Origin of the sequence: Arthrobacter cheniae (assembly GCF_003602275.1) — a bacterium.
GTDB classification, from domain to species: Bacteria; Actinomycetota; Actinomycetes; order Actinomycetales; family Micrococcaceae; genus Arthrobacter_D; species Arthrobacter_D cheniae.
In genome coordinates, this window is record NZ_QZVT01000018.1 from 21,017 (window position 1) to 32,242 (window position 11,226).

General features: G+C 60.1%; 14 protein-coding genes. 6 read left to right on the forward strand and 8 right to left on the reverse strand.

The genetic code is table 11. From position 1 onward, the window contains the following. Positions 1-163 precede the first annotated feature (163 nt). Positions 164-1,054, reverse strand: coding sequence for a diacylglycerol/lipid kinase family protein (locus tag D6T63_RS18395; protein WP_120150782.1), 891 nt, complete (start codon positions 1,052-1,054; stop codon positions 164-166). Between the two features lie 141 nt (positions 1,055-1,195). Continuing rightward, positions 1,196-1,840: a MarR family winged helix-turn-helix transcriptional regulator gene (locus D6T63_RS20160; protein ID WP_328588694.1), complete on the reverse strand. Its 645-nt coding sequence runs from the start codon at positions 1,838-1,840 to the stop codon at positions 1,196-1,198. A gap of 447 nt (positions 1,841-2,287) precedes the next feature. Between D6T63_RS20160 and D6T63_RS18410 the strand changes: the two genes are divergently transcribed. From D6T63_RS18410 to D6T63_RS18420, 3 genes are all read left to right on the forward strand, one after another. Beyond that, positions 2,288-2,914, forward strand: a complete 627-nt coding sequence (locus D6T63_RS18410) for a hypothetical protein (protein WP_120150798.1) — start codon at positions 2,288-2,290, stop codon at positions 2,912-2,914. Positions 2,915-3,003: 89 nt separating this feature from the next. Next, positions 3,004-3,906: a YsnF/AvaK domain-containing protein gene (locus tag D6T63_RS18415; RefSeq protein ID WP_120150785.1), complete on the forward strand. Its 903-nt coding sequence runs from the start codon at positions 3,004-3,006 to the stop codon at positions 3,904-3,906. Between the two features lie 945 nt (positions 3,907-4,851). After that, positions 4,852-5,118: a hypothetical protein gene (locus D6T63_RS18420; RefSeq protein ID WP_147394446.1), complete on the forward strand. Its 267-nt coding sequence runs from the start codon at positions 4,852-4,854 to the stop codon at positions 5,116-5,118. 76 nt (positions 5,119-5,194) lie between these two features. On the opposite strand, the gene D6T63_RS18425 is transcribed toward D6T63_RS18420, so the two are convergent. Continuing rightward, positions 5,195-5,485, reverse strand: coding sequence for a helix-turn-helix domain-containing protein (locus D6T63_RS18425; RefSeq protein ID WP_328588695.1), 291 nt, complete (start codon positions 5,483-5,485; stop codon positions 5,195-5,197). 182 nt (positions 5,486-5,667) lie between these two features. On the opposite strand from D6T63_RS18425, the gene D6T63_RS18430 reads away from it, so the two are divergent. Together D6T63_RS18430 and D6T63_RS19460 are read left to right on the forward strand one after the other, a co-directional pair. Next, positions 5,668-5,853, forward strand: a complete 186-nt coding sequence (locus D6T63_RS18430) for a hypothetical protein (protein WP_120150788.1) — start codon at positions 5,668-5,670, stop codon at positions 5,851-5,853. Positions 5,854-5,872: 19 nt separating this feature from the next. Next, entirely contained in the window at positions 5,873-6,028 is a 156-nt protein-coding gene (locus tag D6T63_RS19460; protein ID WP_182977122.1) for a hypothetical protein, read from the forward strand. 119 nt (positions 6,029-6,147) lie between these two features. Here the strand turns inward: D6T63_RS19460 and D6T63_RS18435 are convergent, their stop codons facing one another. After that, on the reverse strand, positions 6,148-6,903 hold the full coding sequence (locus tag D6T63_RS18435) for a GAF and ANTAR domain-containing protein (protein ID WP_235830865.1): 756 nt from the start codon (positions 6,901-6,903) through the stop codon (positions 6,148-6,150). 189 nt (positions 6,904-7,092) lie between these two features. After that, positions 7,093-7,359, reverse strand: a complete 267-nt coding sequence (locus D6T63_RS18440) for a hypothetical protein (protein ID WP_182977123.1) — start codon at positions 7,357-7,359, stop codon at positions 7,093-7,095. A 723-nt stretch (positions 7,360-8,082) separates the two neighbouring features. Between D6T63_RS18440 and sigK the strand changes: the two genes are divergently transcribed. Beyond that, the gene (sigK, locus tag D6T63_RS18445) at positions 8,083-8,766 is read left to right on the forward strand and encodes an ECF RNA polymerase sigma factor SigK (RefSeq protein ID WP_120150789.1); all 684 of its coding nucleotides are present in this window, start codon (positions 8,083-8,085) and stop codon (positions 8,764-8,766) included. Positions 8,767-8,918: 152 nt separating this feature from the next. On the opposite strand, the gene D6T63_RS18450 is transcribed toward sigK, so the two are convergent. The 3 genes from D6T63_RS18450 to D6T63_RS18460 form a co-directional block, all read right to left on the reverse strand. Then, positions 8,919-9,500, reverse strand: a complete 582-nt coding sequence (locus tag D6T63_RS18450; protein ID WP_120150790.1) for a GNAT family N-acetyltransferase — start codon at positions 9,498-9,500, stop codon at positions 8,919-8,921. A 298-nt stretch (positions 9,501-9,798) separates the two neighbouring features. Next, the gene (locus D6T63_RS18455; protein ID WP_120150791.1) at positions 9,799-10,107 is read right to left on the reverse strand and encodes a hypothetical protein; all 309 of its coding nucleotides are present in this window, start codon (positions 10,105-10,107) and stop codon (positions 9,799-9,801) included. A gap of 256 nt (positions 10,108-10,363) precedes the next feature. Further along, complete coding sequence (locus D6T63_RS18460) at positions 10,364-10,822, reverse strand: DUF4383 domain-containing protein (RefSeq protein WP_120150792.1); 459 nt, start codon at positions 10,820-10,822, stop codon at positions 10,364-10,366. Positions 10,823-11,226 lie beyond the last annotated feature (404 nt).

The following is an 11,226-nucleotide window of genomic DNA, read 5'->3' on the forward strand; positions in this document are numbered from 1 at the left end:
CACCCACACCCGACCGCACCTACACTTTGCAGGCGCGCGAAGCTGAACTGTTTTCCACTGATAATTCTTCGGCGGAGATCCAGACGAAGGGCGCCCCAAACACTCACAGGACACGCGTTTCGTCGCCGATACTTCATTGTGAGGGGGCGGGTTCTCTGTTGGGTCAGCTGAGGATTGACAGGACCTGGGGCATGCTGTCGATCGTGATGTCCGTGTTCGCTTCGACGGATTTCACTTCGCCGTCGATCTGGTAGGGCATGGGCTTGAGGGTCGAGAATTGGTACTGGGCGTAGCTTGGCTGGTCGTCCAGTCCTTTGGTGGTGGCATGCAGGGCTGTGAGCAGGATCCGCCATTTGGCCATGTGGGGGAAGGTGATGACTTCGAATTTCCCGTCGGCGGGGTGGTCCTCGGCCTCGCTCAGGGTCGCGTATTTCGCCATCTGTGAGATGTTCGCGAACACCAGGCTGTCGAAGGTGCGGTGCTTTCCGTCGCTTTGGCGGATCTCGAAGGGTTTGAACTTCCGGAAGGTTCGCGCCACCGAGAACATCTCCTTGATCGCACCCTTGCTGCCCTTTTCGAGATCGATCGCCATGACCGGGGTCAGGCCGAAGCCGATGTAGGAGTGCGCGTATACCGGGGGTGTGTCTGTTCGGTTCGTGCTGATGCGCAGCAGGTCGATCCGGCGTACCTGGCCTTCGGTGATGGCTTCGGTTAGGGGTTTGCGTCCGACGACGCGGCTGTGGTCGTTCGCGTTGCCGGCGGCCAGGACCGCACACACGGCGTCCTTGCTGCCGCTGTCCATGACGCCGTTGACGACCTCGTTGTAGCCGCCGTCCCCACTGACGGAGACGATCAGGGCGTTCCCTGCTGATGCCGCGTTGCGGGCGAGGTCGATGGCATGCCCGGCATGCTCGGTGGGCTGCAGCCGGACTGCGGTGCCCGGCAGCGCCGGCACTAGGTCATCGAGGAGTTCTTCGGCGAGTTTCGGGGCGTCACCGGTGCTGTTCGGATTGAAGATGATGGTGATTGTGTCGAACTTACGGGGCCAGTCCATTGGCAAACCTCTCCTCATCGCTGCCCGACCGGCAACCCAACCGCACTACCTGCCTCCTCGTATAGTAAGCGCCCTTCGCACTAGAAATGGTGGTTCCACGAGGGTCCGACGTATTGGAGGAAAGCACGGTGATGCCATCGCCTATTTGGTGTGGTGGGTTTGGCTGGTGCCCGTGATGATCGCGTAGAGCAGTGGGCGGAGGGCCTCGAGGTTCTCGCGCAGCTTCTGGTCGGGTAACTGGTCTGGTTCTGCTGTGGCGGGTTCGGAGGTGGCTGCCGGGCGGGGAGCGGTCAGGGCGTTGACGGGTATGCCGGCAAGAGCGTAGGTCAGCACCGACAAACCCTTGGAAGTATGAGTGACAAGGACGTGGTTCTGTTTCCCGCTGGGGTGGCGGGATACCCAGTTCTGGAGTTCGAGCCGGTTCAGCAGTCGGCCCAGGGTCTGCGGCCGCACATAGAGCAGATGAGCGAGATCGACCTGGAGCAGAGATCCTCGTTCTACGAGGTGCTGCAGCGCATACATTCCCAAGGGCGATAACCCGAGGGCCGGAAGGTGCGGGTAGGAAATTCTCTGCGCCGCGCGTGCAGCGACAGATAAAAGTTGTCCCGTCCCCAGCCCCTCCAGACCCGGCTGCACCTCCAGTAATTCCGGTACGGATGTCTCTAACGAAACCTGTTCTGGCGGAAGTTGTGCCAACGGTGCTTGTGACAACGGAGCCTGTTCAAGTGGATTCTGTTCTGCTGGGGGGAGTTGTGAGGGAGTGAAGGTCATCGCGGCACCAGCCATGCAGGCGGTCTGAGTGTTGCGGGCAGCGAGGGTGATGCGAAAAGCGATGCCGGCAGTAATTTTGGCACCAGTTCCTCCACCGAGTTCACCACTGTTGCCACAGCGGACGTGAGTGTTTCGTCCATGGTGAGTACTTCCTGACACGACGAGAAAAGGGACCGGCTCTACGGCATCCCCCGGCGCCAACAGCACATGTCAACCTCACAGTAGGGTGCTGCAGCGAACAAAAACAAGCTTACTTATTATCAGTTTGCTTAGGTATCGTCGTGGTGGGAGCTTGCTCCTTGGGGGGACCAAGGGTCCCCGCTTGTGGGCGTAAAGCTGATAACTATCCCATCCGCGCTCTCCGCCCTCGGATCCACCTTTTCTGGCACGACATTGAAGAGGTCTGGGGGCAAGTTGGGAAAAAGCGGAACCGGTATGACTTCCGATGAGAAGGACATGACAATGGCAGACAAAAATATCTCGGGGGCCAGTACTCCCAAGAGCCGCAGGAATGACGTGGTCGCTGCGGAGAAGGAACGCTTCGGCGGTATCAAGTGGGGCTCGGCGTTCTTCGGGTGGCTCACTGCCATCGGATTGACCGTCCTGCTCAGTGCCCTGGCAACAGCCATCGGCGCCGGCGTAGGAGCCGCGAACACCGCTGGTGCCCAAGATGCTGCTAATCAGGCGACCCAGAACGCGGAAACCATCGGGATCGTCAGCGGCATCGTGCTCGCCATCGTCCTGTTCCTGGCCTATTACTGCGGTGGGTATGTCGCAGGCCGGATGGCGCGCTTCGACGGCGTGAAGCAGGGCGTCGCCGTGTGGCTCTGGGGCATCATCATCGCCATTCTGGTTGCGATCCTCGCCACCATCGCGGGTGACCAGTTCAACATCCTCTCCAGCATTGGCGGAGCTCCCCGGATCCCCGTTGACGGCAGCTTGCTGACCGCGTCCGGGCTTATCGCCCTGGCCATCGCCGTCCTGGTTCCCCTCATCGGGGCGATCCTTGGCGGCAAGGCCGGTATGCGCTTCCACCGCAAGGTCGACCAGGTCGGCATCGACCACCAGTCAGGCATCACCAACCACTAACAGCTGGCACTAACAACCAACTAGTCACAACCAGCACGAACAACCCAGCCAGGCATCCTTGTCTGGTTCAACGCAGAAGGAGCTTTTCTATGATTTCGCAGAACGATATTGACACCATCATGTCCGGCCGAAGCCACGTCCTGGCCTCCGACGGATCCAAGATTGGCTCCGCCGGCCAGGTGTATCTGGACGACCAGACCGGCGATCCGAGCTGGGTGACCGTCAAGACGGGTCTGTTCGGCACCTCGGAGTCCTTCGCGCCCCTACAGGGCGCCAATCTGACCGGTGATGACGTGACTGTCGGGTACACCAAGGAGCAGGTCAAGGACGCACCCCGCGTGGAATCAGACGGCGAGCTCAGCCCCGAAGAGGAAGATACTCTGTACCGTCACTACGGACTCTCCGGCCACACCGGCCAGGACACCAACGGATACGCCGACACCACCCGCACCACGACCAGTACCACGGGGAACGCCAGTGCTGGCACTGCCGGGTATGAGCCCGGCTACCAGGCCGGCGATGAGCGTATTGACCGCTCCAAGGACAGGGAGACTGTTGGCCATGACACGTCCGGTCCGACGACTGATGACGCGATGACCCGTTCCGAGGAGCAGCTCCGCGTCGGTACCGAGCGTCGCGAGGTCGGCAAGGCCCGCCTGCGCAAGCACATCGTCACCGAGAACGTCACCAAGACGGTACCGGTAAGCCATGAAGAGGTTCGTCTGGTGAGCGAGCCCATTACGGACGCCAACCGCGGGAACGCTCTGGATGGTCCTGCAATCAGCGAAGAAGAGCACGAAGTCGTCCTCCACGCCGAGCGGCCCGTCGTCGAGAAGGAAGCCGTTCCCGTCGAACGCGTCCGCCTCGACAAGGAAACCATCACCGAGCAGGAAACCGTCACCGAGGACGTCCGCAAGGAAAAGATCGAACTCCTCGACAACGACACCACTACAGACACCACTAACACCAGCACGAACAAGGGCAACCGCTAACCCCTCACCCTCCGCACAGGAGATTAATAAGGACAGATGAAAACTATGGGTGCCGCGATTAGCGGCACCCATAGTCGTTCCTGCACCTGTAAGGAACGGTAAGTTCCAAAGGGCCTTGTCGGCTCTGTTGGCCTTGTCTGCCTGTTGGTGGGATCGGTCGCCTGTATGACACACCATTTACCGATGGCGATGCTCGCCGGTTTCCACGTCATGCTCACTGCGGTCGCGCTAACCGTGGCGTTACCACCGCCGCAGCTCTCAGCCATCCTCGCCGGACGCTCCTTCCCGACACTTCCCCCGTCAACGCAGCAACTGAATGAGTTCCCCCTATAGAAGGAGCTGGTTCGTCTTGGCGGCTGACCCACAGGTGGACGGCTTTGAGCTCCACCCTTCGGGCTCCACCCGCCCACAGATGGATGACCCGCTGATAGATAAGGCAGGCACCGTCGGTGCTCCTACTCCCGATGCCTGTACCTATCACCGTCTACTGGCCCTGTTGACATCGAACGTTTTTGTATTGAGTACCGCAACGTCAGGAAGCTGTGCACGCCCACCATCTGCTCGAGGTGAGCTTCAGCGCGCGTCGGCGACGTTGGTGGGGGTGCGCAGGCGGGCTGTTTGGTTCCTGCTGTCCACTTGTGTGCGGGACAAGCAGCGAAGCGTGGGGGAGCTTGTGCCGTGCATCAGTGGTCAGGAGGTGCGCCAACCCAACCAGCCCAACCTGTCGTAATCTGAGCCCTTCTGGGGTTACCTACGGTCTTCGTGTCGTTTAACGGGGATGATACGGATAAGCCGTCGTACCTCGTTGTATCGCTATTGAACTGCTGGGTTTGGTGGCACGACCATGTGCTGAGCCGATGTATCGAAGCCACATCGTGACTTAAGCGAGACGTGTCCTCGCCCGCTCTGTAATGGGCGGGTGCGGAGACTTGGAGCATGGCGCTCATGGGGATTGAAGCAGGACGAAAAGTACAGTGGCTCAAGGACCATAGGTCGGCCCTGCCGTCGATGGTGGTGCTCCTGGCCGTGACTGTGTTTTGGATTGTTGGAGCAGTAGGCGGTATCGGTTACCTAGCCGAGGCAAGCTCGCCCATGTCGATGTTGGTCGGACTCTATGTCATGCTTGCCGGCGTCGCCGTGTCGATCATCGTCGCCACGCTTGCGGTCAACGATCTCGTGAGCCGATACTCCCGGCCGCGCACCCGCCGCTAAAACAGCGCGCCATCAGGGCTGCTCGTCGCCCAGTGCTAGCGACTTGCTCAATTACCGGGCAATCCTTCACTGAGGGTTAGTTGGGAATGGAGCCGGGGTGTGCGGTGATCCATTGCTTTGCGTCGAGGTTGGCGATGCGCCGGTAGAGCGTAGCGCGAGACATGACAAGGTTGCGGGCGACGTGGGATGCGGGTTGTCCTTGTTCGATGAGTCGGCGGGCGTTGGCGATCTGACTTTCAGCGGAGATCGGGCGTCGTCCGCCAAGATCCATGTCAGCATCGCGGGGTTTGGTGTTGGAGTCGTTGACGCGTTCGCGTTTGATCTCTAGTTCCATCTGCGTCAGGGCTGCCATGACGGTGAAGACCATCGAACCCCTCCGGCGCATCGGCATGAACGGACTAGGCCCATAAGAACCGGAGGTGGCTCAGGCTGACAATGCCCGCGCCAGAGTCACGGGGTGCCCCAGGTTCATGAAGCAGGATTCGTGCACGAAGCCTAGGGTTAAAGAGAGGCCCGTTGGGCCGGTAAGTAACTACTGCGGAGGCTCCGATGACGACCAAGCAGAACGGCCATAAAGACGATGAACAACTAGAAGGAGTCGGACCCGAGGGGACCATTCCCAACAGCGAGGACGGCATCGCGGTCAGCTCGACAAAAGAACCATCAAACTTCGAGCCGGAAGAGGATACCCCGGAGGGGGACACCCCGGTCGAGAACGGCAACGGTGGGGCCTGAACTACCAGGAAAGACGGCCATGAGGATCAAGGAACAGGCACGCGAGCAGAACGGGGACCTATTACGGGCATTGGCACGCCAGGTGGAGGACGAGATCAACGGGCCACGCCTGATTGATGATCAGGACAATGAATCCGCTGAACCACCAGACGAGGACCCGGCTGCACAGCAGTAGACATACCCACGCGTACTCCTGCCGTGAGCGCTCAGGTGGCCGTCGGACATGCAGGGACAGCAGGGACAGCATCGTCGGATCGAAGTTGTCCGGAGTTATCCGGAGTTATGGGGGCTGTGTTAGCCGTCGAAGTGTGTGCGGACCGGCCCGGTCTGTCCGAGTGAGGCCAGGAGATCGCCGGCGAGGTCCCTGAGTTTCACATTTCGCCCGCTCGAGGCGGACTGCAGGATTGTTATCGCTTCGTCCTGGCTGCACCGGTTCTGGCCCATGATGACTCCCACCGCAAGATCGATAGTGGTGCGGGACTCCATCGCTGTCTTCAAATGCCCAGTGGTGTCCTTGAGGGTCGCGATCCGCACGGCCAACCGCAGCGATTTCGAGGCATCCCGGGCGAATCCCTCCGCGACGGCAATGCTCGTCTCCGTGAACGCGTTGGCTTCGGTCGAGTAAAAGTCGAGGCCCGCACTGGCGCCAGCGTCAAGGCCGATCGGGATACCTAGGGCTGAGCGGACACCGTAGCTGGCAATGGCTTCACGGTATTCAGGGAATCGGGTCTCGGTCAGGAAATCAGGGATGTGAACGGTGTATCCCTCGCGGGCAGCCCTTAGGCACGGTCCGTCGTTGAAGCCGTACTGCACCTCATCCATGTCTTTGGCCTGGTCGCTGCTGCTGGCGACCGTCATCATCGAATCGGGGCGCAGCAGGGTGACCCCGCAAAACACCTCGCCGTAGGCGCCGGTGAACGCGGTCGATGCGACCGTGACCAGACCGTCCAGGAACTCCTGAACGCCGTCACTATCGAGCACCATGTCCTGCAGCAGGGCGACGGTCCGATCCTCGGCAGCTTCTTCGGCTAGTTCTTTCTCATCAGGCACAGCAAATAATCCTCACCGACTCCACAACGAGCCACCACGAAATCACGGGCACAAACAACACGGACACAATCGCCCACAACAAAAAAACAAGGACAGAACCGGAGGCGGGGGCAGAAACGAGACTAAGCGAAAGACCCCACAGGACCTAGGGGTTAGGTCCCGGTGGTCGCCTACCGTCGACCCGTCCTGTCAGGAGTGAAAGGCAGCTTTAGCCGGGAGGTCCACGACATGCAGCAGGGGAGCCGTCGGCGCGCCTGTTTCTACCGCGTCGCGGCGATCAAGTTCCTCGGTCACTTCTTCATGGCGGAACTCTGTCTCCGGGTCAGGTTCGCCGTCATGGACGTATTCGTGGGTGAGCTCGCGCTCGAGCTTGCTATTGAGGACTTCGACCTCGGGTACGTCCAGCGGCACCAGATTCTCGGGGAAGGGCTCGGACGGGGTCAGACGTGTACTCATCGGGCACCTATCGCTAGGAGAAAAACATGCGACAACCACGCTTTCCTGTAAACCACCACTGACGTTCGTCAGCAGGGACATCACCTCCCACTCAACCACGCCCAGCCCCCACCAACCTCTCAACACTGGTGTCGCTCCACAGTCCAACCCCTTCACGGGTAGGGATTCCTTCAGCTATCTGAATACCTAGTTCTCGAACAGATTGGCGAACACGTTAGCGAACACGTTAATGGCAGGTTGGTGGTCCGTTGACGGTTCGTTGGGTCGTGAGTGCTGCTGTTGTTCCTTGACGGGCTCTCGTGGCATCGCGCAGGTTCGGCCCTGACACCCCAGACCCTGGTGTGGCACTCTCTTTCCCTTGCCGCTTAGGAGTCTCAAATCGTGTTTTGGACTCTGCGCGCTGCAAGATCCCTCCCCGTGCGCCCTGTGTCGACCAAGTCCCGTCTCAGGTCCCGAATATGTCTGCACCCGGCCGCAGGTGATGGTGGCGTGTGCAAAAAAACGTGTAACGGGACCACTACTGAGTTAGGTTCAGCATTAGAGAGGGCAGAAAGTGACGAGGCTGCCGATGGGACACTCTCACCTGCATGACTGGAACCGCTCAAAGATCATCTTTCGAAGAAACCCCTATGGGGGGCGGCTTCTTCGAAAAAGCGGGGCCAGTGATGCATCCGTCAGTTACAGAAAAATAGCGGCCCCCATTTCTGCCTGAAGGTTTCCCTCATGTCTTCCAAGTCGCACTTCATCCCCGCTTCCACGACACCTGACCCTGCTACACCTGCCCCTGCTACACCTGACCCTGTTACAGAGCGGGCGAACAAGGTCAGGTTCACCTCTCTGGAAGGGCCTGAACGTACGGCCGCCTTATCAGAGATGTGCGCGTTGCTGATCGCTGTTGGGGGCAGGGACGAACGGGCATTCGAGGAACTGTACAGACACACCCGGTGCCGGGTGTACGGTCTCGTACGCCGGGTACTCATTGACGCGGAGATCAGCGCGGAAGTCACTCAGGAGGTGTTCCTGGCGTTATGGCAGACGAACGCTGCTTCCTATGACCCTGCCAAGGGCAGCCCCATGGCTTGGCTGATGACCCTGACCCATCGCAAAGCCGTCGACAGGGTCCGCTCCGAGCAATCCCGCCGGGTCCGGGACCTCAACTGGGGTATCGGCCACCAGGACACCGACTACGACCAGGTCTTCGAAACAGTCATCGACCACGAAGAAGCTGCATCAGTCAGAACATGTTTGGGCATCCTCACGCCCATCCAGCGCGAAGCCATCGATCTGGCCTATTACACCGGTTTCACCTACGTCGACGTCGCCAACCGCCTGGGCATACCCGTCCCTACCGCTAAAACCCGGATCAGGGACGGCATCACAAAACTCGGTGCCTGCCTCAGGGGCTGAACACCCAGATACAGGAAACTCGGCCGGACCTGGAAAGAGCGAGTGCATCAGCTTGTTTAGCCGATCGGGCGTGGTGGTCCAGGCCAGCACTGTTGGCAGGGGATCCTGGGGCCCACGATGACCTCATGTACTGGTGGTACTCGCTGATGATCCTATGAGCTGGACACTAGTGGTTTGAAGGCTGGATGAGCGTCCAAAAAGGTCTGAATGTGGGGGCAATACGGCACGACTGCCAAGCGGCGCCGATGAGCGTTGAGGAGCGTGCCCCGAATAAGCGCGAACGCTGAGTCCTGTTCCTCGTACTCAGGTGCGAGAACGGTGTTGCGTAGGGTCAGACGACCGCTGCGCAGGGTGTAGGCAATGGAACCGACTACCTCGCCGTCATCGAACAGCTCAAAACGTGAACGCACCGTGTTATCCCGCAGCCCCATGGGCCGAGAATCAGACATGACGCGGATGGCAGGTGTTACTCGCCGGTCCAGTTCCTCCGACACGGCCAGGTAATCCTCGTAGGTACCAAACGGCGGGGCTTCGGTGTCCAACTCCTTGTACAGGAGAGTGGCCAGAACCCGCAGATCCCTCGTTGATTCCGCCGCCAAGTCCGCGGGGATCTCGGGAGCAGAGCCGAAACCGACACCGACATCCTCATGGTCATCGAGGGCTTCGAGGACGCTTACAGAATGTGGGTAAGGGGAAGGCCTTAGAGGAGCTACAGAGTATGGGTCAGCGGTCATGGTGGGCACCTTGGCGTGATGATTCTCGGCAGGCTATTGCTTAACCTGAGCAGGAGTCTAGATCATTCCTAAGAACATGTATAACTAGGCTATTTAGCTAAATATCGCCGGTGAGACCCTAGTTAGAGCATGCCGCTGACGGAGGGGATGGCACACAGTGCCACGGGTACTAGATGCTTCACGGCTTACGCGCGAGGCGGTTCTTCTCTGCAGAATGGTGCAGCAGCGTTCGTCCCAGCAAAAGCACCCCGCAGGACGCCTCCATGCTGTGACAGAAGAGAACTGGTGCGGGCCAGTACTAGCGGTCGCGGTCCGTGTACCCACCCTCAGTCTCGGGCTCGTCGACGACGGGCTTGTCCTTGTCGGTGTACTCACCCTCCTGCACAGGATCCTGCGCAGAGGTGTAGCCACCCGATCCTTCGACGGCTTCGGTGCTGGTGTAGTGACCTTCCTGCTCGGCGGCCGCGGCCACCGCCGAGGGGTCGCGGCCGGCGCGCTTGGCCTGCTCCTTGCCCTGGTCCCCGATGCTGTGCCGGTTCGAATCCGACGTCGAGGCGTCACCCTCGTTGGGCTTGGCGACATGTCCTCCATGAGCGTTCCCGGTCATGATGCTGCCTTTCGTCGAATGATGCGCTCCTCATTGGGCGCCCGTAGTCAGCGTACTGACACAGACCTGTGATGGAGGTGGTATTCGCCGTCGAGATGGTGAATCTGCTGGCTTCAGGTAGGAGTAGGGAGCGACTCGATCCTGTGATCACTCATGCCATGAGCTGCCTGGAATAACAGTGCGGCCCCGGATCCTTTTTGGGACCGCACTGTTCTCGGCGGTATCGGTAACCGGTCTAGCCAGTTGAGCCGTTTGGTTATGCGTGTGTTGTAGTGCGCTTGTGGTCGCGTGTGAGCAGTAGTGCCAGGGCGATCATGCCGATGCCTAGGAAGAAGTGCAGCCAGTTGTCGGCGTCGTTGAGGGGGACGAAGTTGCCGGCCGAGTTCTGGTCGATGACCAGGCCGTAGATCCACAGGACCAGGTAGATGATGCCCCCGTACAGCAGGTACGAGCGGGCGCCGCCGATGGTGCGCGCCAGGGCAATCCCGGCCGCCCCGAAGAGCAGGTGCACGATGTTGTGCAGGACGGACACCTGGAACAGGCCAAGAAGCAGTGCTCCGGATTCGTGTCCCGCGAAGCTGAGCTGGTCGTACTGGCTGGTGATGCCGGGGATGAAGCCGAGCAGGCCCACGAGAAGGAACACGGCTCCCACGGCGAGGGCTGCTTTCTGGACGTTGGTACGGGTGCCCGCGCGGGGCGTAGGTGCGGTGGTCATGATTGTTCTCCCAGTGAGGTGTGCAAGTGATGGCCTGCGGTGACGTTGACGGGGCGACGCAGAGGCAGCCCCGGTAAACAGGTGAGACGAGTGACAATGTCCACGTAATTCGCGTCAGGTGGGCCATTGGATGGTCCATACGCAGCTTAGTAAGCAAGCCTTCGTAAGACGCGGGCATAACCCGTGTCGCTCAACTGCAAACAGGATGACTTATAAACCCCGAACGCAGCAGTCCTAAGACGGAACACGGTGAAACAAAGTACCGAGACAAAAAGGGAGCCCCCACTTCCGGGGAAGTGGGTGCGCGGTACTCGACCTGATCAAATGTCTTGTGAAGCTTTAGCTTTCTCAGGCACTGATCCAGGGGGTGAGAGAGACTTGCGTAGGCTCGGATGACGACGATG